This window comes from Streptomyces coeruleofuscus, assembly GCF_039532725.1.
GTDB lineage: Bacteria > Actinomycetota > Actinomycetes > Streptomycetales > Streptomycetaceae > Streptomyces > Streptomyces coeruleofuscus.
In genome coordinates this window covers 781,668-806,033 of sequence record NZ_BAAASE010000001.1, presented here as the reverse complement: position 1 = coordinate 806,033, position 24,366 = coordinate 781,668, and the positions used below count along the sequence as shown (strand labels likewise).

Here is a 24,366-nt window from a genome sequence, read left to right as displayed (position 1 = left end):
CACAGATGACTGAGCGTCAGCCCGCCGAAGGCAAGCGGGAGAAGGACCGGCCGTGGCTCATGCGCACCTACGCCGGTCACTCCACGGCCGAGGCGTCCAACGAGCTGTACCGGCGCAACCTCGCCAAGGGCCAGACGGGTCTGTCGGTGGCGTTCGACCTGCCGACGCAGACCGGCTACGACTCCGACCACATCCTCGCCCGCGGCGAGGTCGGCCGGGTCGGCGTGCCGATCGCGCACGTCGGTGACATGCGGCGGCTGTTCCAGGACATCCCCCTGGAGCAGATGAACACCTCGATGACCATCAACGCCACGGCCATGTGGCTGCTGGCGCTCTACCAGGTCGTCGCCGAGGAGCAGGGTGCGGACATCACCAAGCTCCAGGGCACGACCCAGAACGACATCGTCAAGGAGTACCTGTCCCGCGGCACGCACGTGTTCCCGCCGGTGCCGTCGCTCCGGCTGACGACGGACATGATCGCGTACACGGTCTCCCACATGCCGAAGTGGAACCCGATCAACATCTGCAGCTACCACTTGCAGGAGGCGGGCGCCACACCGGTCCAGGAGATCGCGTACGCGATGTCCACCGCGATCGCCGTCCTCGACGCCGTGCGCGACTCGGGACAGGTGCCCCAGGAGCGCATGGGCGACGTCGTCGGCCGGATCTCCTTCTTCGTGAACGCGGGCGTCCGCTTCATCGAGGAGATGTGCAAGATGCGCGCATTCGGCCGCATCTGGGACAGGGTCACCCGCGAGCGGTACGGCATCGAGAACCCCAAGCACCGCCGCTTCCGCTACGGCGTCCAGGTCAACTCCCTGGGCCTGACGGAGGCGCAGCCGGAGAACAACGTCCAGCGGATCGTGCTCGAGATGCTGGCCGTGACCCTCTCCAAGGACGCACGCGCGCGTGCCGTGCAGCTCCCCGCCTGGAACGAGGCGCTCGGCCTGCCCCGGCCCTGGGACCAGCAGTGGTCGCTGCGCATCCAGCAGGTGCTGGCGTACGAGAGCGATCTGCTGGAATACGAGGACATCTTCGAGGGCTCGAAGGTCATCGAGGCGAAGGTGGACGAACTGGTCGAGGCCTCGCTCGCGGAGATCGACCGCATCCAGGAGATGGGCGGCGCGATGGCGGCCGTCGAGTCCGGCTACCTCAAGTCGCAGCTGGTCGCCTCGCACGCGGAACGCCGGGGCCGGATCGAGTCCGGCCAGGAGAAGATCATCGGTGTCAACGCCTTCGAGGGCACCGAGCCGAACCCGCTGACCGCCGACCTGGACACCGCGATCCAGACGGTCGACCCGGAGGTCGAGGCCCGCGTCATCGCCGCGCTCCAGCAGTGGCGCGACAGCCGCTACCAGCCGCCCTTCAACCACCCGCGGCCCTGCAAGGCGCTGGAGAAGCTGAAGGAGGCCGCCCGGGGCACCGAGAACCTCATGGAGGCCACCCTGGAGTGCGCCCGCGCCGGGGTCACGACCGGCGAGTGGGCCGGGGCCCTGCGCGAGGTGTTCGGCGAGTTCAGGGCGCCCACGGGTGTCTCCTCCGCGCCGGTGGCCGTCCCCGCCGAGGAGGGCAGCACGCTGGCCCTGGTGCGCCGCAAGGTGGACCTGACGGCCAAGGACCTGGGGGTGGGCAAGCTGCGCTTCCTGGTCGGCAAGCCGGGCCTGGACGGACACTCCAACGGCGCGGAACAGATCGCCGTACGCGCGCGTGACGCCGGCTTCGAGGTGGTCTACCAGGGCATCCGGCTGACGCCCGAGCAGATCGTGGACGCGGCCCTCGCCGAGGACGTGCACGCGGTCGGCCTGTCCATCCTGTCCGGCTCGCACGCCCAGCTGGTGCCGGACGTGCTCGAACGGCTGCGTGTGGCCGGTGCCACAGACATCCCGGTGATCGCCGGTGGCATCATCCCGAACGGGGATGCCGAGCAGCTCAGGGCAGCCGGAGTGGCCGCGGTCTTCACCCCGAAGGACTTCGACATCACCGGAATCATCGGCCGCATCGTCGACGAGATCCGGAAAGCGAACAAGCTCGACCCCCTGGAGGTCTCCGCATGACCACGGTCAACCGCCTTCGCCCCCGGCGTTCCTGCCTGGCGGTACCGGGCTCGAACCCCCGCTTCCTGGAGAAGGCGCAGGGCCTCCCCGCCGACCAGGTCTTCCTCGACCTGGAGGACGCGTGCGCCCCGCTCGCCAAGCCGGAGGCGCGGCACACCATCGTCAAGTTCCTCAACGAGGGTGACTGGACGGGCAAGACGCGGGTCGTGCGCGTCAACGACTGGACGACCGAGTGGACGTACCGCGACGTCGTGACGGTGGTCGAGGGCGCCGGCCAGAACCTCGACTGCATCATGCTGCCGAAGGTCCAGGACGCCCAGCAGATCGTCGCCCTCGACCTGCTGCTGACCCAGATCGAGAAGACCATGGGCTTCGAGGTCGGCAAGATCGGCATCGAGGCGCAGATCGAGAACGCCCAGGGCCTGAACAACGTCAACGAGATCGCGCAGGCTTCCCAGCGCGTCGAGACGATCATCTTCGGCCCGGCCGACTTCATGGCGTCCATCAACATGAAGTCGCTGGTCGTGGGCGAGCAGCCGCCCGGCTACCCGGCGGACGCCTACCACTACATCCTGATGAAGATCCTGATGGCCGCCCGCGCCAACAACCTCCAGGCGATCGACGGCCCCTACCTCCAGATCCGCAACATCGACGGCTACCGCGAGGTCGCCCAGCGCGCCGCCGCCCTCGGCTTCGACGGCAAGTGGGTGCTGCACCCGGGCCAGGTCGAGGCGTCCAACGAGATCTTCTCGCCGTCCCAGGACGACTACGACCACGCCGAGCTGATCCTGGACGCGTACGACTACTACACGTCCGAGGCGGGCGGCAAGAAGGGCTCCGCGATGCTCGGCGACGAGATGATCGACGAGGCCAGCCGCAAGATGGCCCTGGTCATCGCGGGCAAGGGACGCGCCGCCGGCATGCGGCGCACCAGCAAGTTCGAGATCCCGGAGGCCTGAGCGCGATGCAGTTCGGACGCACCTACGAGGAGTTCGAGGTCGGGGCGACGTACAAGCACTGGCCCGGCAAGACGGTCACGGAGTACGACGACCACCTGTTCTGTCTCCTCACCATGAACCACCACCCGCTCCACATGGACACGAACTATGCGGAGAAGACGACGGATTTCGGCAGGAACGTCGTCGTGGGGAATTACATCTACTCGCTGCTGCTCGGCATGTCCGTGCCGGACATCTCCGGCAAGGCGATCGCCAACCTGGAGATCGAGTCGCTCAAGCACGTGGCGCCGACCTTCCACGGCGACACCATCTACGGCCAGACGACCGTGCTCGACAAGTGGCCGTCGAAGTCGAAGAACGACCGCGGCATCGTGCACGTCGAGACCAAGGGCTACAAGCAGGACGGCACGCTGGTCTGCGTGTTCCGCCGCAAGGTCATGGTGCCGACCGAGACGTACATCAAGGAGCGCGGCGGCGAGCAGCCGGGCCGCCCCGAGCTCAAGGAGCAGGAGAAGTAGCCATGGCGCGACTCGCCCAGACCGCCGGTCTGACGGACATCCAGCAGGAGATCCTGTCCACCGTCCGGGACTTCGTGGACAAGGAGATCATCCCGGTCGCGACCGAGCTGGAGCACCGCGACGAGTACCCCCAGCAGATCGTCGACGGGCTGAAGGAATTGGGCCTGTTCGGCCTGATGATCCCCGAGGAGTACGGGGGTCTGGGCGAGTCGCTCCTGACGTACGCGCTGTGCGTGGAGGAGATCGCCCGCGGGTGGATGTCGGTGTCCGGCATCATCAACACGCACTTCATCGTGGCGTACATGCTCAAGCAGCACGGCACGCAGGAGCAGAAGGACCACTTCCTGCCGAGGATGGCGGCCGGCGACATCCGCGGCGCCTTCTCGATGTCGGAGCCGGCCCTCGGCTCGGACGTGTCGGCGATCACGTCGAAGGCGGTGAAGGACGGCGACGAGTACGTCCTGAACGGCCAGAAGATGTGGCTGACCAACGGCGGGACGTCGTCCCTGGTGGCCGTTCTGGTGCGAAGTGACGAAGGTCACCCCGAGGGCACCGCGCCCCACAAGTCGATGACGACCTTCCTGGTCGAGAAGGAGCCCGGTTTCGGCGAGGTCCGCCCCGGCCTCACCATCCCCGGCAAGATCGACAAGATGGGCTACAAGGGGGTCGACACCACCGAGCTCATCATGGATGGCCTGCGGATTCCCGCCGACCGCGTGCTCGGCGGGGTCACCGGCCGGGGCTTCTACCAGATGATGGACGGCGTGGAGGTCGGCCGCGTCAACGTGGCGGCGCGTGGCTGCGGTGTCGCTCAGCGTGCGTTCGAACTGGGCGTCCAGTACGCGCAGCAGCGTCACACCTTCGGGAAGCCGATCGCCCAGCACCAGGCGATCCAGTTCAAGCTGGCCGAGATGGCTACCAAGGTCGAGGCCGCGCATGCGATGATGGTGAACGCGGCACGCAAAAAGGACTCCGGAGAACGAAACGACCTTGAGGCTGGGATGGCGAAGTACCTCGCCTCCGAGTACTGCAAGGAGGTCGTGGAGGACGCCTTCCGGATCCACGGCGGCTACGGCTTCTCCAAGGAGTACGAGATCGAGCGCCTCTATCGTGAGGCACCGATGCTGCTGATCGGTGAAGGTACCGCCGAGATCCAGAAAATGATCATCGGTCGGCGATTGCTCGAGGAGTATCGATTCCAGGGCTAGATGTCCGGATACGGGGTGTTTTCTTGGAGAAGAAGATCACACCCCGTCAGCACTCTTCGGCCGCCGACTCGGCTGCCTGGCTTACCCAGTTAGGGCCCCGAGCCGCTACGATCGCCGGAAAGCCGCCGTCCCCCGTCAGAGTGCGGCATCATCCGCTACGAAGGTCATCCATGCCCCACAGCCAAACCTCTGCATCTCGCGACAGCCGGGCCGGCGTACGCCTCGCGCGCGGAGCATCGCCGTGGCTCCTGCCGACCGTCGCCACCGCAGCCCTCAGCCTGGCCCGTGCCCGCCGCTCCGGCGCGGCCAAGGCCGTCGCCGTTCCCGCCACCGCGCTCGCGGCGGGAATGCTGTGGTTCTTCCGCGACCCCGAGCGCGAGATCGGCGAGGGCCGGGTCATCTCGCCCGCCGACGGTGTGGTGCAGAGCATCATGCCGTGGAAGGACGGCCGCACCCGCGTCGCGATCTTCATGAGCCCGCTCAACGTCCACGTCAACCGCGCGCCGCTGGCCGGCACGGTGACGTCGGTCGAGCACGTGCCCGGTGGCTTCGTTCCCGCCTTCAACAAGGAGAGCGAGAACAACGAGCGTGTGGTGTGGCACTTCGACACCGAGCTCGGTGACATCGAGATGGTGCAGATCGCCGGCGCGGTCGCGCGACGGATCGTCCCGTACATCCCGCAGGGCACCAAGGTCGAGCAGGGCGAGCGCATCGGCCTGATCCGCTTCGGATCGCGCGTTGACATCTACCTTCCGGAAGGTGTCGACGTCGCTGTCGAGGTTGGTCAGACCACGACTGCGGGGGTGACTCGAATTGACCGTGATTGATCCCGACACACAGGCCACGAACTGGGTCGCCGAGGACGAGGACGACGACGCGGAGGAACTGCCGCTGTCTCTCCGGCTGTCGATAGCGGACACGCTCACGCTCGGTAACGCGACGTGCGGCTTCATGGCGGTGTACTTCACCACCACCGGCATCCTCATCCCGCACCTCTCGGGTGACAACTCGGGCATGGCCCGCAACAGCGCGGCCACGGCCGTGATACTGATGCTGTGCGCGGCTGTCTTCGACCTGTTCGACGGCCTTGTCGCCCGCAAGCTGCGGTCGTCGCCGATGGGTGCGGAGCTGGACAATCTCTCCGACCTGATCAGCTTCGGTCTGGCGCCCGCTTACTTCGTGCTCGTGTACGGCATGGTCGCGAGTGACGCGCATGAGCGGGTCGCGGCGGTGGGCGCGATCGTTGTGCTGTTGGCGGTGGTGCTGCGGCTTGCCCGCTTCTCGTGCGTCACCGTGAAGGACGGCACGTTCCAGGGCATGCCCTCACCGTTCGGTGCGCTCACGGTCGTCTCGATCGTGCTGCTCGAGCTGCCGTTCGAGGCGACGCTGCTGGCGGTCGTCGGTACCGCATGGCTGATGGTGAGCCGGGTCGAATACCCGAAGCCGCGGGGCATCCTCGCGGTGGCGGTGCTCGCCTGGATCGTGTCGGCCATGGGCATGCTGGCGGCGTGGGCGTTCGACGCGCCGGGCGGCCAGGTACTGCTGCAGATGGGCTGCGCGCTGCAGATCGTGATGGCGGCGACGATCCCGCTGTTCGCCACGGCGCGCCGGGTGAACACCTTCCGCGACAACCGGAGGGAAGCGCGGGCGGCGCAGCTGCCCTGATCTCGTCCCTCCACTGACGGGTGTGGCCCGAGCCTCCGAGGCTCGGGCCACACCCGTTTCGCGTTCAAGGGCATCCCCTTCATTGCCCTTTACTGGTCAACTACCTCCACTTTAGGCCGATTTGCGGGAGAAACGCAGGAAGAGGAGGGTGGAACAGGGGGTTGTCAGAGAGTTTCTCCCCCTTCCAGACCGGGAGACGGCCATGCCCGCACCCACCCTCAGAGAGCACCAGGTCACGCTCAAGTCCAAGATCCCCGCGAACGTCGACGACACGGTGACACTGCCCGTCCGGGAGTACGACGGCACCAAGCCGAGCCACCCGCCCAAGACGGTGCTGATGCTGCACGGCAGGAGCGTGCCGGGACTGGCGGCGTTCGACCTCGCCCCGGTGCCCGGCGGCTCCTCCACCCGGTACAGCTGGGCACAGGAACTCGCGGACGACGGCTACGACGTCTTCCTCATGGACCTGCAGGGCTCCGGCCGGTCGCCACGCCCCAGGATGGACGATCCGTGCAACGCCAACCCGACGCAGCAGCAGGCCCTCGTCCCCAACCCCCTCCAGGCGCCCTGCCCTCCCCCTCCCCCGTACCCGCGCCAGCTCGGCAATTCGGAGAGTGAGTGGGCGGAGCTGGACGCGGTCGTCAAGTTCATCAAGGGCCTGCCCGGCAGGAACAAGCCGATCCGCTTCATCGGCTACTCCCTGGGCGCGGCCATCATGGGCTCCTACACCCTCCAGAACCCCGGCAACGTCGAGAGCCTGCTCCTGCTCGCCCCCGTCTTCCCTCCCAAGGGACGGTGGTCGGGCAACCCCGCCGACCCCTTCGGACGCCCGGCCGAGGCCCAGACGCTGCCCGTGTCGACGCCGGCCCTCACCTGGGGCTTCCCGATGCACGTGGGCACCAAGACGGGGTTCAGGACGGGGCTGGACGGCAACCCCGCCCTGCGGGAGCCCGGCATCGTGGACCTCGCCTGGGAGGCCTGCATGGAGAACGACCCTCTCGGCAGCAAGTGGGGCCCCGAGGTGGCACCGGGTGAGTACGAGGGCATCCTGCGGTACCGGAACACCTACTGGTGGGGCTGGACCAACGAGACGGTGCCGCACCAGAACCCGGCCGGCACACCCGTCCTCGGTGAACGGGTTCCCGTGCTCATCATCTACGGGGAGCAGGACCGGACCGCCAACAGCCCCGCGACCCTCCCCGACGCCGTCCGCTTCTCGGTGCCGGCCCTCTACGCGGCCGTCCCGGGACCCAGGAAGCTGATGTTCTGCCTCGCCGGCTCGGGCCACACCCTGGTGTGGGAACTCACCGCAAAGACCGTGCACCACATGTCGAAGCAGTGGTTCAAGAACGGCCAGGTGGAGGGTCTCGGCAGCGGCAGCTACTTCAGGGAGCCGGACGGTGACCTGATCCCCCTTCCGTGACGGGTCAGGTCAGGAAGTCCCGCCCGATCCGCTCCGCCACCCGCTCCAGGATCGGCCCGGCCTCGGCGATGCACTTCGCCACGTCCGGCTCCGCGTCCGTCAGGGGGTAGGCCCGCCGGATTCCGGCTCGGCCCAGGGCCTCCGGGGGGAGGGCGAGGCGGCCGCAGACCGCTACGACCTCCTTGCCGGCCGCGCGGGCCGCCGCGGCGACGCCCGCCGGGGCCTTGCCGTGGAGGGTCTGCTCGTCGAGGGAGCCCTCGCCGGTGATCACCAGGCCGGCGCGGTCCAGGGCGGGGGCGAAGCCCAGGACGTCCAGCATGACCTCGATGCCGGGGCGGAAACGGGCGCCGAGGAGCAGCGCGCCGTAGCCGATGCCGCCCGCCGCGCCCGCGCCGGGCGAGGCGGCGTACCGGGCGGCCTTCGGTCCGGCCGGCTCCTCCAGCACCTTCGCGAAGTGCGCGAGGGCGGCGTCCAGGGCCGCCACGTCGTCCGGCGAGGCGCCCTTCTGCGGGCCGTAGACCGCGGGCGCGCCCTTCGGGCCGGTCAGCGGGTTGTCGACGTCGCTCGCGAGGACCAGCTCGATGCCGGTGAGGCGGGGGTCGAGGCCCGACAGGTCGGCGGTGGCCAGACCGGCCAGGCCGCCGCCGCCCGGGGGTACCGGTTCGCCGTCCGGGTCAAGGAAGCGCGCGCCCAGCGCGGACAGCATTCCGGCGCCGCCGTCCGTGGTGGCGCTGCCGCCGACCCCGAAGACGATCGTGCGGGCACCCGCGTCCAGCGCGGCCCGCAGCAGCTCGCCGGAGCCGTACGTGGACGCCGTGAGCGGTGCGAAGACCCCGGCGGGCAGCCGCTGGAGACCGCTCGCCTCGGCCATCTCCACGACCGCGGTGCCGTCGCGCAGCGCGAAGGCCGCCGTCACCTCGTCGCCGAGCGGACCGGCGACCCGTACCTCCCGGCGCTCGAACCCGGCGGCGACCGCCGCGGCGACCGTTCCGTCGCCGCCGTCGGCCACCGGCAGCGCCTCGACCTCCACGTCCGGTACGGCCCGGCGCAGCCCGGCGGTCACCCGTTCGGCGACCTCCACGGCCGTCAGCGACCCCTTGAACTTGTCCGCGGCGACGAGCACCCGCTGTGTCTTCCGGGCATCGCTCACTGCAGCGTCCGCCACTTGCACTCCCCTTGCTCTCCGGGCCCTCACGCACGTCAAGGCCAGTCGCGCCGCTGCGACCTTAACCGGAGGACGCCCCGGCCGTCAGCTTCTGCCCACCCCGTGGACCGATGCCTCAAGGGGCGCGGGGCTGTGTCATACATGCGGCTGCCGCCGCGCGGGCGCGACCGACCACGACGCACCGGCAGCCGCGAGCACACCGCAGTCCCCCGCCCCTCAGGCGCGCCGAAAACGGGTAGACCATAACCATGCCCCCAGCGCACACCCGGACAGACCTCCCCGACCGCATCCTCGGCGGCTGGCAGGGCCGCATCGCGGGCAACATGCTCGGCAAACCGGTCGAGCAGGGCGAGGTCTGGACGCGCGACCGCATCGACCGCTACCTCCGGCAGGCCGCCGCACTGCCGCTGACCGACTACCTGCCCGAGCCGATCAGCGAGAGCGACGGCTTCGAGCTGCGGCCCGAGTGGCGCCAGTGCGTGCGCGGCCGCATCCACGGCAGTTGCCGTGACGACGACGTCGACTACGCGATCCTCGGCCTGGACCTGCTGGAGACCCACGGCTTCGGGTTCAGCACCGAGCAGGTCGGAGACCTGTGGCTGCTGCGGCTGCCGTATCTCCAGACGTTCACCGCCGAGCGGGCCGCGTACCGCAACCTCGCGAACGGGCTCAAGCCGCCGCTGACGGCGACGTACGACAACCCGTACCAGGAGTGGATCGGGGCACTGATCAGGGCCGACATCTTCGGCTGGACCTGCCCGGGCGCGCCGCGCCGGGCCGCCTCACTGGCCCGGCGGGACGCGGTGCTGTCGCACACCGGCAACGGGGTCTACGGGGCGATGTGGGCGGCGGCGCTGATCGCGGCGGCGTTCACGGCGCCCACGGTGCGGCACGCGGTCGACGAGGCCCTGGCCGTGATCCCGGCGAGCAGCCGTCTGGCCCGCACGGTGCGCCGGGTCGTCGCCCTGCACGACACCCGGATGTCCTGGGAGGACACGCTCGCCACGGTCACCGACGAGACCACCGGGATGGGCTGGATCCACACCGTCCCGAACGCCGCCGTCCTCACCGCCGGCCTGCTCTACGGCGACGGCGACTTCACCCGCACCATCACGCTGACCGTCCGCGGTGGCCTGGACACCGACTCCAACGGCGCGACGGCGGGGTCGGTGGCCGGGGTGTTCGGCGGGGCGGGGGCCATCGCGGACCAGTGGACGGTCCCGCTGGAGGACACGGTCCGCAGCGCGGTGTTCGGCTTCGACGGGGTACGGATCAGCGAGCTGGCCGAGCGGACGCTGCGGCTGGCGGAGCAGGACGCCTGACCGGATCGAACCGGCCATTCCCGGGCCGGGCCGGGGCGGCAGGCCCGTTCTTCCGCTTCACGCCACGGACCCTGCGAGGGCTCAGCAGCGGCCGCTGCCGCCGAGTGCACAGGCCGTTCCGCTTGAAAGCGCTTCCATCCGGCTGTTTCCGGCCACTTGACCGTGATCCCGGCTATACCGATCAAACCCGAACGTAAAGTGATCCAACCATCGGCTAGCTCGATCATTTCCAGTCATTAGGTAGGCGCCCCGCGCCCGACAGAAAGCGTCTGATTGTCATGTCTCGTCTCAGAACCGCTCTTCGTGCCACCGCCACCGCGACCGTCCTGACCGCCGCCGTGCTCGCCGCGCCGGGGGCCGTCGCCGCCGAGCAGTCCCCGGCCTCGGCCGCCGCCAACGTGTGCGGCAGCGGCTACACGCTGCGCAAGGCGATCCCGCTGCCCGTCGGCGTCGACCCCGACCTGCGCAAGGCGACCCTCTTCGCCTACGAGAACGGCGGCAAGGGCTGCGCCATCCTCGACAACAACGTCGGCAGGGCGCAGTACATGTCCGTGCAGGTCTGCAAGGTGGACGGCTCGGCCTGCGACGCCGACACGGGCACCTTCAGCGAGTACGCGGGCCCGGTGTACGTCTCCAGCTTCGCCTGCGCCCCGGTGACCGCCAAGATGGGCTCGTCCTCCACCAGCCTCTACGTCAACTACAAGTCCAGCTACGTCTTCCCCTGCGGCTGAGCCGTCATCGGGTGGTTACCCTGCCCCAATGACCACCTCTTCTGACTTCGCCGCCTACATCGCGTCCCTGCCCCGGGTCCTGGCCGGCGCCGCCGCGCTGTTCCGGGACGGCGAGGGCCGGGTGCTGCTCGTCGAGCCCAACTACCGGGAGGGCTGGGCGCTGCCCGGCGGCACGATCGAGTCCGACGACGGCGAGACCCCGCGGCAGGGCGCGCGGCGCGAGACGGCCGAGGAGATCGGGCTGGACCGGGAGCTCGGCAGGCTGCTGGCGGTGGACTGGGTGCACGGCACGGGGCGTCCGCCGCTGGTGGCGTACCTGTACGACGGCGGGGTGCTCGGCGAGGACGAGCTCAAGGCGATCCGCCTCCAGGAGGAGGAACTGCTGTCCTGGCGGCTGGTCCCGCGCGAGGAGCTGACCGAGTACCTGCCGGGCGCCCTCGGCCGCCGTGTCCTGGCCTGCCTGGACGTCCTGGCGGACGGCTCGGGCACGGCGGAGCTGGAGAACGGGCACCGGGTGCACTGACCGGATGCGGCCGTTCACCCTCGACGTCCCGTTCGATAACCGCTCGCCGCTGTCGTACGGCCCGGCCTACCCTCGGTGCCATGGCCAAGCCCCTCGTCGCGCTCCTCACCGGCGCCGGTATCAGCACGGACTCCGGGATCCCGGACTACCGCGGACCGAACGGGCTCTGGCGGCGGGATCCGGAGGCCGAGAAGCTCGTCACGTACGAGTACTACATGGGCGACCCGGAGATCCGCCGCCGGTCCTGGCGGATGCGGCGCGAGAACCAGGCCCTTCAGGCGGAGCCCAACGCCGCGCACCGGGCGGTGGCCGAACTGGAGCGGTCCGGGGTGCCCGTCCGGGTGATCACACAGAACGTGGACGGGCTGCACCAGCTCGCCGGTATGCCCGCCCGCAAGGTCCTCGAACTGCACGGCACGGCACGGAGTTCCGTGTGCACCGGCTGCCACGCCCGCGGCCCGATGGCGGACGCGCTCGCACGGGTCGAGGCCGGGGAGGACGACCCGCCGTGCCTGGAGTGCGGCGGCGTCCTGAAGCCGGCGACGGTGATGTTCGGCGAGCGGCTGGACCCGGTCGTCCTCGGCGAGGCGGCCGCCATCAGCAAGGCCTGCCAGGTGTTCGTCGCCGTCGGTACGAGTCTCCAGGTCCAGCCCGCCGCCGGCCTCGCCGGCGTCGCCGCCGACCACGGGGCCCGGCTCGTCATCGTCAACGCCGAGCCGACGCCGTACGACGACCGTGCCGACGAGATCGTCCGCGAACCCATCGGCACGGCGCTGCCGGAGCTGTTGCGCGGCCTCACGGCCGAGACGCCGCCAGCAGATCCTCCAGGCGCGTGAGCGTGTCGCGGGCCTGGTCGCGTTCGGCATCGGTGAGGTCGAGCGCGGCGGCCCGGGCGAGGGCGGTCGCCGTCGTCTGCTCGTCGCCGAGCCGCCCCGCGATGTCCGCGCGCAGGACGAGGAGCTGAAGCAGCTGTAGGCGCGTCGGCGTCTCGTCGGTCAGGCGCAGCACCCGGTCGACGACCTTGGCGGCGCCCGCCGCGTCCCCCTTGGAGTCCGCCAGGAGGGACGCGTGGTGCAGGGCCCGCGCGAACGTCTCCTCGGGGGCGGGCCCGTGGTGCCGCTCCCCGCCCGTGCGCTGACCGACCCGGACGCAGTTGCCGCCCGGGTCGGTCATGAGGAACTGCCGCACGCCGTACGACATGTCCTTGAGCGGCCCGACGCGCGGCAGGCCCCGGGTGGGAATCCGGCCGTACGCCGCCTTGAGCCCGGCCCGGAACGCCCGGTACAGGCCGTCGACGTCGTCGGTCAGGACGTAGCAGGTGCTGATCGAGCCGGTCGGCTCGTAGTGCTTCATCGCGAAGAACTGGAGCTCGATGCCGCCGTGTTCGACGACCGCGTACGGGTTGGGGCTGCGCTGCTGGTACGTCACCTCGAAGCCGAGGGCGGTGTAGAAGTCGAGGACGGGTTGGAGGGTCTGGCACGGCAGGATCGGGATCGTCTTCTCCGGCATGAGCCCACTCTAGTCAAATTTGACCAACCGGGTGCCTGAAAGAGTGGTGCCTAAAAGAGTGCGGCCCCCCGCTCGAAGTCCAGCAGGCGCTGCTTGCGCTCCAGCCCGCCCCCGTACCCCGTCAGGCTCCCGTTCGCGCCGATCACGCGGTGGCAGGGGACGATGATGCCGATGGGGTTACGGCCGTTGGCGAGGCCGACGGCGCGCGAGGCGGCCGGGGCGCCGAGGGCGTCGGCGAGTGCGCCGTAGGTGCGGGTCTCGCCGTACGGGATGCGGCGCAGCCGGTCCCAGACGCGGCACTGGAACGGCGTGCCGGTCAGGCGGAGTTCGACGGTGAACTCCTTGAGCTCGCCCGCGAAGTAGGCCTTCAGCTGTTCCTCCGTCTCCGCGAACAGGGTGTCGTCGCGCGTGCCGAAGGTCTCCTCCGGCGGGCGGTGGCGCTGGTCGGTCATGTAGAGGCCGCACAGGACGCCGTCGTCGGCGACGAGGGTGAGGGGGCCGTAGGGGCTGTCGGTCACGGTGTGGTGCTTCATCGAACGTCCCTAAACCGGTAGGAAGTTGATCGGGTGGCTGTCGGTCGCCCAGAGGTACTGGACGGCGTAGGCACGCCAGGGGCGCCAGGCCGCCGCGCGGGCGGTGAGCGCGGCGGGTGTGGAGGGCAGGCCGAGTTCCTTGGCGGCGCGGCGGATGCCGAGGTCGGTGGGGAGGAAGGCGTCGGGGTCGCCGAGGGCGCGCATGGCGATGACGTCGGCCGTCCAGGGGCCGAAGCCGGGCAGCGCGAGGAGCTGGGCGCGGGCCCGCGGCCAGTCGCTCTCCACGCCGAGGTGGAGGTCGCCGTCGGCGAGCCGGCGGACGAGGGTGGTGAACGTCGTGCGGCGGGTGCGGGGCATCGCCAGGGTCTCCGGGTCGAGCGCCGCGAGGGCCTCGGGGGCCGGGAAGAGGTGGGTGAGGCCGCCCTCGGGGTCGTCGACCGGTTCGCCGTGCGCGGCGACCAGGCGGGCCGCGTGGGTGCGGGCGGCGGCGGTGGAGACCTGCTGGCCGAGCACGGCCCGGACCGCGAACTCCGCCTCGTCCACCGTGCGCGGGACGCGCCGGCCGGGCGCCTTGTCGACCAGCGGCGCCAGGACCGGGTCCGCGCGCAGCTGCTCGTCGATCGCGACCGGGTCGGCGTCCAGGTCGAGCAGGCGGCGGCAGCGGCTGCCGGCGACGGTCAGATCACGCAGGTCGCTGAGGGTGAGGCGGCAGGCGATGTGGTCGGGGGTGGGAGTGAGGGCCACGATGCCGTGGCCGTACGGCAGCCGCAGTGTGCGCCGGTAGGAGCCGTCCCGCCACTCCTCCACGCCGGGTACGGCCGTGGCGGCGAGGTGGCCGAAGAGGTTGTCGGGGTTGAGCGGGGCGCGGAACGGCAGCCGCAGGGACAGCGCGCCGGGGGTGCTCGCGCCCTGCCGCTTCGGGGCGCGGGCACGCAGCTCGCTCGGGGACAGGGCGAAGACCTCGCGGACGGTGTCGTTGAAGGTGCGGATCGAGGCGAAGCCCGCGGCGAAGGCGGTCTGCGCCATCGGCAGGGTGGTCGTCTCGATGAGCAGCCGGGCCGTCTGGGCGCGCTGGGCGCGGGCGAGCGCGAGCGGCCCCGCGCCCAGTTCGGCGAGCAGCTGGCGCTCGACCTGCCGGGCGCTGTAGCCGAGCCGGGTGGCGAGGCCGGGCACGCCCTCGCGGTCCACGACGCCGTCGGCGATCAGCCGCATGGCGCGGGCCACCAGGTCGGCGCGCTGGTTCCACTCCGGGGAGCCGGGGCTGGTGTCGGGCCGGCAGCGCTTGCAGGCCCGGAACCCGGCCTGCTGGCAGGCCGCCGCGCTCGGATGGAAGACCATGTTCTCCGGCTTGGGCGGCACGACCGGGCAACTGGGACGGCAGTAGATGCGGGTCGTCAGGACGGCCGTGAAGAACCATCCGTCGAACCGGGCGTCCTTGGACTGGACGGCGCGTACGCAGCGCTCGGTGTCGGTGTGCATCCCCATCTGCATGCGTCCAGCATCGGGCACCGGGCGTGGCGGGTCTGGCGAGAATCCGACATCGACGTGCCCGTGCGGCGCCCCGCGGAGACCGGCGAAGACGGAACGGATGAAGATTCATTCATGTGTTCGTGCGGGACCGGTACGATGAGGTCATGGGTCATGGAGCCGTCATTCCCGCGCAGGACGCCACCGAGCGCGTACGCCTGGACGCGGACAACGTCACGAAGGTCGCCACCACGCTTCAGGCCCTGTCCACGCCCTCCCGCCTGCTGATCCTGGCGCGGCTGCGGGAAGGCCCGCTGCCGGCCACCGAGTTGGCCGCCGAGGTGGGCATGGAGCAGTCGGCCTGCTCGCACCAGTTGCGGCTGCTGCGCAATCTGGGCCTGGTGGTGGGCGAGCGGCGGGGCCGTTCGGTCGTCTACGCGCTGCACGACCACCATGTCGCCGAGCTGCTCGACCAGGCCGTCTACCACGTGGAGCACCTGCGTCTGGGCATCAGCGACGCCGCCGACTGAGGCGGCGCCGCCGTTTACCGCTCGCCTACTCCGTGGCCGTCGGCCACCGCGACGCCGCCATCGCCTCGCTCACGCGCGTCAGCGGACGCAGCCGGTAGGTGTACGCGTAGTCGCGGTTGGCGAAGAGCTTGAACTCGTCGTGGGGGTGCGCGCCCCAGCTGTTGTCGCCGCCCACGCCCGTCTGGCGGTGGTTGACCCGGAGGACCACCGCGTCCCTGGGGTTGAGCTGGTAGTCGTGGCGGGCCCCGACCGACAGGTCCTCGGGGGTGAAGTGCGAGGCGTTGACCTCCAGCAGCGGCTCACCGGACACGAGCAGTCCGCGTCCGCTGCCGTCGGTCAGCGCGGCCCAGCGGACGTCGGTCTTGTTGCCGTTCTCCTGGGGGCGCAGGTAGGAGGTCCACTGCCCGGAGACGGTGCCGGAGTACAGGCCCACGTCGGTGGCGTTGTTGCGGTCCCACATGTTCTCCTCCGGGCCCCGGCCGTAGTAGTGCAGCCGGTCCAGGCGGCGGGGCAGGAACAGCAGGGTGCCGACCTCGGGGATGTACGGCAGGTTCGGCGCTCCCGGGTGGAGGGTGTTGTCGACCTTGATCTCGCCGTTGCCGAAGACGGTGTACGTCGTGCTGTACGTGGACTCCGTGCTGGTGGGCAGCGTGCCGGTGAACGTGACCTCCACGGCCCGGTCGTCCAGCGGCCGCACCCGTACGTCCGCCACCTTCCGCTTCGCTCCGGCGTCGCGCCACGTCTGGTTGCGGGTGTGGTGGCCGTTGCCCCGGTCGTTGTCGGTGGGCGCCCGCCAGAAGTTCGGGACGGGGCCGGAGGTGATGAGCCGGGTGCCGCCCGCCTCGTACGACGTGATGGTGCCCGTGCTCTTGTCGACGGTGACCGAGAAGCCCTTGCCCCTGACCGTGACGTCCTCGTCCCGGTCGGTGTACCGCAGGGCGGGGACGCTGCGCAGCGGCAGCGGTGTCACGGCCGGGCTGTCCGTGTCGAGGGCGAGCTGCTGCTTGGCCACCTCGAAGCCGGCTTTCGCCCACTTGGTGGGCTCCCTGGTGGTGAAGGAGAGCTGGAGGAAGTACTCCGTGCCCGGTTCGGGCTTCGCCGGCAGCCGCACCGGCACCTTGATGTCCTTGCCGGTCAGCGGCGCGACGTTCAGCTGGTCGCGGGTCAGCCTGCCGCGCTGGACGACCTTGCCGTCGGCGACGAGGGACCAACGGCCGTCGAACTCGCGGAGGTTGGTGAACAGGTACTCGTTGGTGAGGGTGACGGCGCCGGGGCCGCCGGAGGCCGGGGCGGCGTTGATCGCCTGGTAGATCTGCTTGACCTCGGCGGACTTGCCCGTGAGGCCGCGGTCGGCGGTGATGATGCCGTCACCGGCGAAGGCGCCGTCGTTGGGGTTGTCGCCCCAGTCGCCGCCGTAGGCGTAGAACGTCTTGTCGCGCGGGCGCTTCTCGCTGAAGCCGACGGTGGCGGCGTCGAACCAGAACCGCACGCCCTCGTCGTCCGGGCCGCGGCTGTCCGAGGCCAGCTCCGCGGCGCTCAGCGCGCGGGCGTAGACGCGGGCCCGCCGGATGGTTCCGCTGAACTCCCGGGTCGGGTTGTCGACGTCGGTGGCGAGCGTGAGGGAGGCGGTGTTGTTGCCGGGACGCCTCGTGGTGGTCCGGGTGCCGCGCACCTGGCCGTCGACGTACAGGGTGAGCGTCCCCGCGTCCGCGTCGAAGACACCGGCGACGTGGTGTTCCTTGCCCGTCCAGCCCTCGGGCAGCGCCCAGCTCGCGGTGACCCACTGGCCGCCGCCGTGGATGAAGAACTCCAGGTTCTTGTCGGTCTGTTTGAGGGCGTACTGGGTGTCGCCCTTGGCGATGAGGGGCTGGTGCCCGCCGGTCACGTGCGGGGTGACCCAGGCCTCCAGCGTGAGGGAGCCGGTGAGGTCGAGGCGGGCGTCGCGGGGGAAGACGGTGCCGCCGGAGACGCCCTTCGCGCGGTCGAAGCCGGCGGCGGGTGCGATGACCTCGCCGCGCAGTGCGCCCGGGCCGGACTCGGTCAGCAGCTTGCGGGTCGGGACCGGCCAGCTCAGGGCCTGGTCGACGAAGTCCCAGATCCAGCCGCCCTGGAGGACGTCGTAACGGCGGACGATGTCCCAGTACTTCTTGAAGTTGCCGTTGGAGTTCCCCATGCCGTGGGAGTACTCGATCATCACGTACGGCCGGGTGTCACCGGTGTCCTTGGCGCGCTGCTCGACCCGCTGCGGGCTGTCGTACATCTCGGAGCGGATGTCGCTGATGCCCGGGCGGTCGTCGCCCTCGTACTGGATGACGCGGGTGGGGTCGTAGGAGCGGATCCAGTCGTACATGGCGTTGAACGTCGTGCCGCCGCCCGCCTCGTTGCCGAGGGACCAGATGACCACCGAGGCGTGGTTCTTGTCGCGGTGGACCATGTTCTGGGCGCGGACCACGCACGCCTCGGTCCACTCGGGATGGCCGCTGCCCGGGAACTCGTCGCGGATGCCGTGGGTTTCGAGGTTGGTCTCGTCCACGAGGTACAGGCCGTACTCGTCGGCGAGTTCCAGCCAGAGCGGGTTGTTGGGGTAGTGCGAGGTGCGGACGCTGTTGATGTTGAGCCGCTTGATGATCTCGATGTCCTCGATCATCTGCGCCCGGGTGAGCGCCGAGCCGGTGACGGGGTGCATCTCGTGCCGGTTGGTGCCGCGGAAGGAGACCGGCTTGCCGTTGATGCGCATCAGGCCGTCCTTGAGCGCGAACTCGCGGAAGCCGACCCGGTGCGAGAGCGTCTCGACGACCTTGCCGGACGGGTCGCGCAGTCGCAGCACGGCGGTGTAGAGGTTCGGGTGCTCGGCCGACCAGAGCTTCGGCGAGGGGACGGCTCTGGACGCCTCGGCGGTGGCCTCGTCGCCGTCCGGGACGTCGACGGGCTGGTTCAGGGGCCGCGACCAGACGGCGTGGCCGCGCGCGTCGTACAGCTGGGTCTCGACCGTGTAGCGGCCCGCGCCCTTGCCGCCGTAGTCGCGGACGTGCGCGGTGACCTTGAGCTCGGCGGAGGCGTAGTCGTCGCCGAGCGGGGTGTCCAGTTTGAAGTCGCGCAGGTGCACGTTCGGCGTGGAGTACAGGTGGACCGAGCGGAAGATGCCGCTCAGCCGGATCATGTCCTGGTCCTCCAGCCACTCGGCGTCCGAGTAGCGGTACACCTCGACGGCGATGTGGTTGGTGCCCGGCTTGAGGTGGGGGGTGATGTCGTACTCGGCGGAGGTGTAGGAGTCCTCGTGGTAGCCGGCCAGCTCGCCGTTGATCCACACGTAGTGGGCGGACTTGACGCCCTCGAAGTGCAGGAAGGTGCGGCGGCCCGACCAGTTCCGGGGGACGGTGAACGTACGGCGGTACTGGCCGACGGGGTTGTAGCGGGTCGGGGCGGCCGGCGGCTGGGCGTCCTCGCCGCCGCCGTTGGGGCCCCACCAGGGGTAGGTGATGTTGACGTAGATCGGGAAGTCGTAGCCGTGCAGCTGCCAGGCCGAGGGCACGGGGATGGTGTCCCAGCCGGAGTCGTCGACGTCGGTGCGGTAGAAGTCGGCGTCCCGGTCGTCGGGGCGGTCGGCGTAGGCGAACTTCCACTTGCCGTCGAGGCTCAGCCGGTACGGCGAGCGCTCGCGGTCGCCGGCCAGGGCCTGCCCGAGGTTCGCGTACGGCATGAGCGTGGTGTGCGGCGGCTCGGTGCCCACGCGGTACACGGCCAGGCCGTCGTTCCACTCCGGAGGGCCGTCCGCCGCCGGGCGCCGGCCCGCTGCCCGCGCGGCGGCGGGCGACGCGGACAGGGCGAGCGCGCCGAGCACGGCGGCGCCCCCTTCGAGCAGACGGCGACGGCTGACGACGGGCCGGTCGGCGGGGGACGAGAGCGGGTGCGGCATGACCGTGGCCTTCCTCGGTTCGACAGGGTGCTGCACGGACTGAGGGCACGTCAGATGTGATCCCCAACTCCCGTGATGGGCGTTTCTGTTGGGACGCATGCAACTGACGGTGACGAAGCAACTGCTGAGCAGGCACACCCTAGGACTCGAACACAACCGAAGCAATGACCCCGTCGGACTTTGTGCGGTCCTGATGGTTCTCTGGAGCCAAGCGCCTTCAGACCCCGAGGAAGGTGAGCACCTCGCTCGTCAGCCGGGCGGGGGCGTCAAGGGGGACGAGGTGGCCGGACTCCGGGACGGGCACCAGCCGCGCGCCCGGGATCAGCCCGGCCAGCTCCTGCCCCTTGGCGAAGGGGATCCAGGTGTCCTCGGTGGCCCAGCAGACCGTCACGGGCAGGTCGACGGTGGGATAGAGCGGCTGGATGTCGTCGGTGTAGCGCTGGTCGGCCTGCGCGATCTGGCGGTAGAAGGCGGCCCGGCCCCGCTCCCCCGTCCAGGGCCGCACGAGCGCGTCCAGCGCGGCGGGCCGCAGGCCGATGTGGCTCGCGGACGTGACGTACTCGCGCACCAGGGCCTGGTGCAGCGCGGCCGGGAGCTGCTCGAAGACATGGCTGTGCTCGCGGACCAGCCGGAAGAAGGGGGAGCCCCAGGGTTCCAGGGCGACCGGGTCGACCAGGGCGAGCCGCCGGTAGCGGGCCCCGTGCAGCAGATGGGCGCGCAGGGCCACGCACCCGCCGAAGTCGTGCGCGACGACGGACGGCTCCTCCAGGCCCCAGTGCGCCAGCAGCTCGGTGAAGATCCGGCCCTGGGCCCCCAGTGAGACGTCCTGGTCCGGGTGCATGTCGGAGGTGCCGTAACCCGCCATGTCCCACACGTGCACGTGGTGCCCGGCGGTGGCGAGCGCGGGAGCGATCTCGTGCCACACGTACGAGGAGAAGGGCGTCCCGTGCAGCAGCACGACCGGCTCGCCGCCGGGATCCCCGAGCCGGTCCCAGCGCACGGTCCCCGACGTGGTGGCCAGGCTCTCCCGCAACGTCCAGTCAGCCAAGATTCCCGCTCCCTCTGTCCGTGTACGGACCCACGAGTATTTGTCATTCGGCGCGACAGTGTCGCTTCTCCGACCGTAATGTGACCTCATCGGACAGCTTGCGCAACAGATCTTGGCCGGACCTTTTGCCGCGCCGGAAGGAGCGGCTCGGATGAACGGGTATGCGACCCCGGATCACGACGCCGTCACGGCCGCGCCCGGGGGGCTGCTGGACCTGCTGAAGGTCGCGGCCGTGGTCCTGGACGGCGGCGGGCACATCGCCCTGTGGAGCCCCGAGATCGAGCAGCTGCTCGGCTACACCGCCGAGGAGGCCCTGCGGCAGCGCGCCGACAGGCTCCTGATCGCGCCCGAGAACCGCCCCCGGGGCAGGGAACTGTTCGCCCAGGTCAGATCGGGCGACCGCTGGGCCGGAGTCTTCCCGCTGCGGCACCGCGACGGCACGGAACGCGCCGTGGAGTTCCGGACGATGCGGCTCCTCGACAGCGAGGGGCAGCCCCACCTGCTGGGGCTCGCCACGGACGCGACGACGGTGAGGAAGGTGGAGCGGGACCTCGCCCTTTCCCACAGTCTCGTCCACCAGACCCCGCTCGGCATCGCCGTCTTCGACAACGACCTGCGCTGGGTCGGGGTCAACCCCGCGCTGGAGCGGATCAACGGCGTGCCCGAGGAGGCGGTGCTGGGCCGCCGGCTCGGCGAGGTGCTGCCCGGCCTGGACGTCGAGGTCATCGAGGCCCGGATGCGGCACGTCCTCAAGACCGGCAGACCCCTGCTCGACCAGCAGACCGTCGGCCGCACCGCGGGGGACGAACAGGACCGCGCCTACTCGGAGTCGTACCACCGCATCGAGGACACCGACGGCCGGGTGCTCGGTCTGGCGATGGCCGTGCTGGACGTCACCGAGCGCCAGCAGGCCGCGGCCGAGGTCGCGCAGGCACGCCAGCACCTGTCGGTGATCGCCGACGCCGGGGGGCGGATCGGCACCACGCTGGACCTTCAGCAGACCGCCCGGGAGCTGGCCGACGTGGTGGTGTCGCACCTCGCGGACCTGGCCGCCGTGGACGTCCTGGAGTCGGTCGTGGCCCACGGCACCATCGCGCCGGTGTCGGGCGGCGCGCCCGCCGAGTTCCGGGCGCTGGCCGTCGCGGCGGGCTACCCGACCGACGCCATCCACGCCGCCGACCCGGTCGGCGAACTGGCCACCTACGGTTCCTCGCGGATCATCACGCAGTGCGTCCGCAGGGCCCGCCCTGTCCTGGTCGAGCACGTGGACACGAAGATGATGCGGCGCATCGCCCGGGACGCGCGGGCCGCCAAGACCTTGCGCGAGGCCGGCGCGCACTCCTACATGGCGGTGCCACTGATGGCCCGGGGCAAGGTGCTCGGCACCCTCACCCTGTACCGCACGGTCGACGAACGCGCCTTCGACGACCGGGACCAGGTGCTCGCCTCCGAGCTCGCCGCGCGCGCCGCGATCTGCATCGACAACGCCCGCCTCTACGGCCGGGAACGCGGCACCGCCCTGACGCTCCAGCGCAGCCTGCTCCCGGCCACGCCCGCCGAGCGGGAAGGGCTCGACATCGCCGCCCGCTACCGCCCGGCACTCAGCGAGGTCGGCGGCGACTGGTACGACGTGCTGCCGCTGGGCCCGGGCCGCACCGGGCTCGTGGTGGGCGACGTCATGGGCAAGGGCGTCCAGGCCGCGGCGATCATGGGGCAGCTGAGCACGGCGACGCGGGCGCTGGCCCGGCTGGACCTGCCGCCCGCCGAGCTGCTGCGGCACCTCGACGACATCGCCGGTTCGCTCGGCGACGCGATCGCCACGTGCGTGTACGCGGTGTGCGACCTGCGGGCCGGCATCTGCTCGCTGTCCAGCGCCGGTCATCTGCCGCCCGTGCTCGCCGGGCCGGACGGCGGCGCGACACTCGTCGACGTGCCCGGCGGCGTGCCGCTGGGCGTGGGCGGCGTGGAGTTCGGCACCGTGGAACTGGAGCTCGCGCCGGGCTCCCTGCTCGCCCTGTACACCGACGGGCTGGTCGAGAAGCGCGGGGAGCCGATCGACTCCGGCCTCACCATGCTGACCCGCCTCCTGGGGAACGCGGGGCCCAGCCTGCAACGCACCAGTGACAGCCTCCTGGGCGCGCTGAGCCCGGAGCCCGACGACGACGTCGCGCTGCTGCTGGTCCGCACGCGCCCCTGAGCGCGCGGTGGCAACTGTTGGCGTCTTCTTGTGAGTTACGTGTTTCTACATCTGATCCGGGCCACCGGCCAGGGGATCGAGGAACGTCAGTACCGAGGCGTCCTCCTCGATCAGCGGGGTGAGGGCGGCGTTGAACGGGGCGCCGTACGGGGCGTCCAGGTGTGCCTTGAAGGCGTCCTCGTCCCGGTAGACCTCGAAGATCCAGTAGGCGCGCGAGTCGGCCGACTTGGTGTAGACGTCGAAGGCCAGGTTGCCTTCCTCAGCGCGTACCTTCACGGCGTAGTCCCGGATCAGGGCGGCGACCTCGTCCTCCGCTCCCTCTCGGGCGGTGAACTCGGCGAGCAGGGTTTTCGTCATGGTTTCCTGTCCTTTCAGTGGGTGGCGTCGAGGTGCCGGACGAGGGCCTCGTCCGTCGCGAACCGCGCCGGCGGGTCGTGCCACGGCGGGTTCGGGCCGGCAACCGAGCACGTCTGGGCCGCGACTCGCGTGGCGAACAGACAGGCTGCTTCGACATCGCCGAGGCACAGGTCCGTCAGCCTGCCGCCGAGGAGTCCGCGGGTGCCGAGGTGGTGCAGCAGTCCCGCGGTGAAGGAGTCCCCCGCACCGACCGTGTCGACAACCTGCGTCGCCACCGCGGGCACCTGCACCCGTGCTCCGTCGAGTGAGGCGAGAGCACCATCGGCGCCGCGCGTGATCACGACGAGCCGCGCCCCCGCCGCATGCCAGGTGTCACACGCCTGCTCGGGCGACGTCCCGGGCAGCAGGAGCTCCAGGTCGTCCTCGCTCAGCCGCAGCACATCCGCGAGGCCGCACCAGTGCGCCAGCCGGGCGCGGTAGACCTCGGGGCGCACCAGCAGGGGGCGGACGTTGGGGTCGATGCTGATGGTGGCCCGGGGCGCTGCCGCTGCCAGGAAGTCCTCCACCACGCTTGCTCCGGGGTCCTTGACCAGGGCGAGTGACCCGGTGTGGACGCAGGTGGTGCCGTCCAGATCCACCCCGGCCAGTTCCGCGCTCGTCCACTGCCAGTCCGCGGTGGCCTGCGCGTGGAAGGAGAACGTGGCCTGCCCCTGGGCGTCCAGTTCGGCCACGGCCAGCGTGCTGGGCTCGGCGGCCTCGACGGCGTGCGACAGGTCCACGCCGGATGCCTCGAGGTGGGTCCGGAAGAGGCGGCCGAACACGTCACCGGACAGCCGTGCGAGGAAGCGGGCCGGGGTACCCAGCCGCGCCAGGGCCACCGCCGTGTTGGCTGGTCCGCCGCCCGGCAGGACGCGCAGGGCGAGTTCGTTCCGGGGTCCTGCGGATTCGGTGAACGCGTCGGCGACGCACTCCCCCAGGACGGTGATCCGACGCGGGCACATGGGCGGCTCTTCTCTTGGGACACGCCGGCGAAACGGGCACGTTGCGGGCGGTCCCTGGACCGGTTCGGGCGGGTGGCGGCCACGGCGTTGCCGATTTGTGACGGGTGCAAGGCATTGACGTTGCCTGGAGGCGGAGTCCATCATCCTCGCCAAGCAGTGTCAACGCTGACATGAGTCAACGATGACACCTCGGGCGGCATGCGCCCGATGCCGGCCGCTCGTCCGCAATCCCGCAGGAGT

At 70.7% G+C, this 24,366-nt stretch carries 21 protein-coding genes; 13 read left to right on the top strand and 8 right to left on the bottom strand.

From position 1 onward, the window contains the following. The first annotated feature begins 5 nt into the window (after positions 1–5). From ABFX81_RS03475 to ABFX81_RS03445, 7 genes are all read left to right on the top strand, one after another. Entirely contained in the window at positions 6–2,054 is a 2,049-nt protein-coding gene (locus ABFX81_RS03475) for a methylmalonyl-CoA mutase family protein (protein ID WP_086845699.1), read from the top strand. Continuing rightward, positions 2,051–3,013 (top strand): aldolase/citrate lyase family protein, encoded by a 963-nt coding sequence (locus ABFX81_RS03470; RefSeq protein ID WP_086845701.1) that lies wholly within the window; start codon positions 2,051–2,053, stop codon positions 3,011–3,013. The genes ABFX81_RS03475 and ABFX81_RS03470 overlap by 4 nt, the downstream gene beginning before the upstream one ends. 5 nt (positions 3,014–3,018) lie before the next feature. Then, positions 3,019–3,531 carry a MaoC/PaaZ C-terminal domain-containing protein gene (locus ABFX81_RS03465; RefSeq protein WP_086845703.1) on the top strand — a complete coding sequence of 171 codons (513 nt, stop codon included), beginning with the start codon at positions 3,019–3,021 and terminating at the stop codon, positions 3,529–3,531. A 2-nt stretch (positions 3,532–3,533) separates the two neighbouring features. Next, complete coding sequence (locus ABFX81_RS03460) at positions 3,534–4,739, top strand: acyl-CoA dehydrogenase family protein (protein ID WP_030242417.1); 1,206 nt, start codon at positions 3,534–3,536, stop codon at positions 4,737–4,739. Positions 4,740–4,909: 170 nt separating this feature from the next. Further along, positions 4,910–5,566 carry a phosphatidylserine decarboxylase gene (locus ABFX81_RS03455; protein WP_086845705.1) on the top strand — a complete coding sequence of 219 codons (657 nt, stop codon included), beginning with the start codon at positions 4,910–4,912 and terminating at the stop codon, positions 5,564–5,566. After that, positions 5,553–6,404: a CDP-diacylglycerol--serine O-phosphatidyltransferase gene (gene pssA, locus ABFX81_RS03450; protein ID WP_086845707.1), complete on the top strand. Its 852-nt coding sequence runs from the start codon at positions 5,553–5,555 to the stop codon at positions 6,402–6,404. The genes ABFX81_RS03455 and pssA overlap by 14 nt, the downstream gene beginning before the upstream one ends. Before the next feature lie 202 nt (positions 6,405–6,606). After that, positions 6,607–7,827 (top strand): alpha/beta fold hydrolase, encoded by a 1,221-nt coding sequence (locus tag ABFX81_RS03445; RefSeq protein WP_346137611.1) that lies wholly within the window; start codon positions 6,607–6,609, stop codon positions 7,825–7,827. 4 nt (positions 7,828–7,831) lie between these two features. Here ABFX81_RS03445 and ABFX81_RS03440 read toward each other — a convergent pair whose 3' ends face one another. Next, complete coding sequence (locus ABFX81_RS03440; RefSeq protein WP_086855309.1) at positions 7,832–8,950, bottom strand: glycerate kinase; 1,119 nt, start codon at positions 8,948–8,950, stop codon at positions 7,832–7,834. A gap of 290 nt (positions 8,951–9,240) precedes the next feature. Between ABFX81_RS03440 and ABFX81_RS03435 the strand changes: the two genes are divergently transcribed. The 4 genes from ABFX81_RS03435 (at position 9,241) to ABFX81_RS03420 (ending at position 12,404) form a co-directional block, all read left to right on the top strand. Beyond that, on the top strand, positions 9,241–10,314 hold the full coding sequence (locus ABFX81_RS03435; RefSeq protein WP_346137610.1) for an ADP-ribosylglycohydrolase family protein: 1,074 nt from the start codon (positions 9,241–9,243) through the stop codon (positions 10,312–10,314). Positions 10,315–10,592: 278 nt separating this feature from the next. Then, positions 10,593–11,045 (top strand): hypothetical protein, encoded by a 453-nt coding sequence (locus tag ABFX81_RS03430; RefSeq protein WP_346137609.1) that lies wholly within the window; start codon positions 10,593–10,595, stop codon positions 11,043–11,045. 28 nt (positions 11,046–11,073) lie between these two features. Further along, a complete protein-coding gene (locus ABFX81_RS03425) occupies positions 11,074–11,568 on the top strand; it encodes an NUDIX domain-containing protein (protein WP_346137608.1) in 495 nt (164 codons plus the stop codon). Positions 11,569–11,648: 80 nt separating this feature from the next. Next, a complete protein-coding gene (locus ABFX81_RS03420) occupies positions 11,649–12,404 on the top strand; it encodes an SIR2 family NAD-dependent protein deacylase (protein WP_346137607.1) in 756 nt (251 codons plus the stop codon). Here ABFX81_RS03420 and ABFX81_RS03415 read toward each other — a convergent pair. Genes ABFX81_RS03415 through ABFX81_RS03405 form a run of 3 tightly spaced genes read right to left on the bottom strand, consistent with a single transcriptional unit; the run spans position 12,364 to position 15,101 of the window. After that, positions 12,364–13,077, bottom strand: a complete 714-nt coding sequence (locus tag ABFX81_RS03415) for a bleomycin resistance protein (protein ID WP_346137606.1) — start codon at positions 13,075–13,077, stop codon at positions 12,364–12,366. The genes ABFX81_RS03420 and ABFX81_RS03415 overlap by 41 nt on opposite strands. 50 nt (positions 13,078–13,127) lie before the next feature. Then, positions 13,128–13,610 (bottom strand): methylated-DNA--[protein]-cysteine S-methyltransferase, encoded by a 483-nt coding sequence (locus tag ABFX81_RS03410; protein ID WP_346137605.1) that lies wholly within the window; start codon positions 13,608–13,610, stop codon positions 13,128–13,130. A 9-nt stretch (positions 13,611–13,619) separates the two neighbouring features. Further along, positions 13,620–15,101: an AlkA N-terminal domain-containing protein gene (locus ABFX81_RS03405; protein ID WP_346137604.1), complete on the bottom strand. Its 1,482-nt coding sequence runs from the start codon at positions 15,099–15,101 to the stop codon at positions 13,620–13,622. Positions 15,102–15,244: 143 nt separating this feature from the next. Here ABFX81_RS03405 and ABFX81_RS03400 point away from each other — a divergent pair, with 143 nt between their 5' ends. Continuing rightward, positions 15,245–15,607 (top strand): ArsR/SmtB family transcription factor, encoded by a 363-nt coding sequence (locus ABFX81_RS03400; protein WP_086851380.1) that lies wholly within the window; start codon positions 15,245–15,247, stop codon positions 15,605–15,607. A 25-nt stretch (positions 15,608–15,632) separates the two neighbouring features. On the opposite strand, the gene ABFX81_RS03395 is transcribed toward ABFX81_RS03400, so the two are convergent. Together ABFX81_RS03395 and ABFX81_RS03390 are read right to left on the bottom strand one after the other, a co-directional pair. Further along, on the bottom strand, positions 15,633–19,523 hold the full coding sequence (locus ABFX81_RS03395) for a glycoside hydrolase family 2 TIM barrel-domain containing protein (RefSeq protein WP_086851378.1): 3,891 nt from the start codon (positions 19,521–19,523) through the stop codon (positions 15,633–15,635). Positions 19,524–19,740: 217 nt separating this feature from the next. Further along, complete coding sequence (locus ABFX81_RS03390; protein WP_086851375.1) at positions 19,741–20,571, bottom strand: alpha/beta fold hydrolase; 831 nt, start codon at positions 20,569–20,571, stop codon at positions 19,741–19,743. A gap of 151 nt (positions 20,572–20,722) precedes the next feature. On the opposite strand from ABFX81_RS03390, the gene ABFX81_RS03385 reads away from it, so the two are divergent. Beyond that, positions 20,723–22,768 carry a SpoIIE family protein phosphatase gene (locus ABFX81_RS03385; RefSeq protein WP_086851369.1) on the top strand — a complete coding sequence of 682 codons (2,046 nt, stop codon included), beginning with the start codon at positions 20,723–20,725 and terminating at the stop codon, positions 22,766–22,768. Positions 22,769–22,813: 45 nt separating this feature from the next. Here ABFX81_RS03385 and ABFX81_RS03380 read toward each other — a convergent pair whose 3' ends face one another. Both ABFX81_RS03380 and ABFX81_RS03375 read right to left on the bottom strand, forming a co-directional pair. Then, complete coding sequence (locus ABFX81_RS03380) at positions 22,814–23,125, bottom strand: antibiotic biosynthesis monooxygenase (protein WP_086851367.1); 312 nt, start codon at positions 23,123–23,125, stop codon at positions 22,814–22,816. Positions 23,126–23,139: 14 nt separating this feature from the next. Continuing rightward, positions 23,140–24,126 (bottom strand): PfkB family carbohydrate kinase, encoded by a 987-nt coding sequence (locus ABFX81_RS03375; RefSeq protein ID WP_086851364.1) that lies wholly within the window; start codon positions 24,124–24,126, stop codon positions 23,140–23,142. Between the last annotated feature and the right edge of the window lie 240 nt (positions 24,127–24,366).

Excerpts from the sequence above, each read along its gene's own strand:
- ABFX81_RS03395 (WP_086851378.1), bottom strand. The coding sequence starts at position 19,523 with ATGCCGCACCCGCTCTCGTCCCCCGCCGACCGGCCCGTCGTCAGCCGT.
- ABFX81_RS03460 (WP_030242417.1), top strand. The coding sequence starts at position 3,534 with ATGGCGCGACTCGCCCAGACCGCCGGTCTGACGGACATCCAGCAGGAG.
- ABFX81_RS03405 (WP_346137604.1), bottom strand. The coding sequence starts at position 15,101 with ATGCAGATGGGGATGCACACCGACACCGAGCGCTGCGTACGCGCCGTC.
- ABFX81_RS03430 (WP_346137609.1), top strand. The coding sequence starts at position 10,593 with ATGTCTCGTCTCAGAACCGCTCTTCGTGCCACCGCCACCGCGACCGTC.
- ABFX81_RS03375 (WP_086851364.1), bottom strand. The coding sequence starts at position 24,126 with ATGTGCCCGCGTCGGATCACCGTCCTGGGGGAGTGCGTCGCCGACGCG.
- ABFX81_RS03470 (WP_086845701.1), top strand. The coding sequence starts at position 2,051 with ATGACCACGGTCAACCGCCTTCGCCCCCGGCGTTCCTGCCTGGCGGTA.
- ABFX81_RS03400 (WP_086851380.1), top strand. The coding sequence starts at position 15,245 with ATGGGTCATGGAGCCGTCATTCCCGCGCAGGACGCCACCGAGCGCGTA.
- ABFX81_RS03385 (WP_086851369.1), top strand. The coding sequence starts at position 20,723 with ATGAACGGGTATGCGACCCCGGATCACGACGCCGTCACGGCCGCGCCC.
- ABFX81_RS03415 (WP_346137606.1), bottom strand. The coding sequence starts at position 13,077 with ATGCCGGAGAAGACGATCCCGATCCTGCCGTGCCAGACCCTCCAACCC.
- ABFX81_RS03475 (WP_086845699.1), top strand. The coding sequence starts at position 6 with ATGACTGAGCGTCAGCCCGCCGAAGGCAAGCGGGAGAAGGACCGGCCG.
- ABFX81_RS03445 (WP_346137611.1), top strand. The coding sequence starts at position 6,607 with ATGCCCGCACCCACCCTCAGAGAGCACCAGGTCACGCTCAAGTCCAAG.
- ABFX81_RS03410 (WP_346137605.1), bottom strand. The coding sequence starts at position 13,610 with ATGAAGCACCACACCGTGACCGACAGCCCCTACGGCCCCCTCACCCTC.
- ABFX81_RS03455 (WP_086845705.1), top strand. The coding sequence starts at position 4,910 with ATGCCCCACAGCCAAACCTCTGCATCTCGCGACAGCCGGGCCGGCGTA.
- ABFX81_RS03435 (WP_346137610.1), top strand. The coding sequence starts at position 9,241 with ATGCCCCCAGCGCACACCCGGACAGACCTCCCCGACCGCATCCTCGGC.
- ABFX81_RS03380 (WP_086851367.1), bottom strand. The coding sequence starts at position 23,125 with ATGACGAAAACCCTGCTCGCCGAGTTCACCGCCCGAGAGGGAGCGGAG.
- ABFX81_RS03420 (WP_346137607.1), top strand. The coding sequence starts at position 11,649 with ATGGCCAAGCCCCTCGTCGCGCTCCTCACCGGCGCCGGTATCAGCACG.
- ABFX81_RS03425 (WP_346137608.1), top strand. The coding sequence starts at position 11,074 with ATGACCACCTCTTCTGACTTCGCCGCCTACATCGCGTCCCTGCCCCGG.
- ABFX81_RS03465 (WP_086845703.1), top strand. The coding sequence starts at position 3,019 with ATGCAGTTCGGACGCACCTACGAGGAGTTCGAGGTCGGGGCGACGTAC.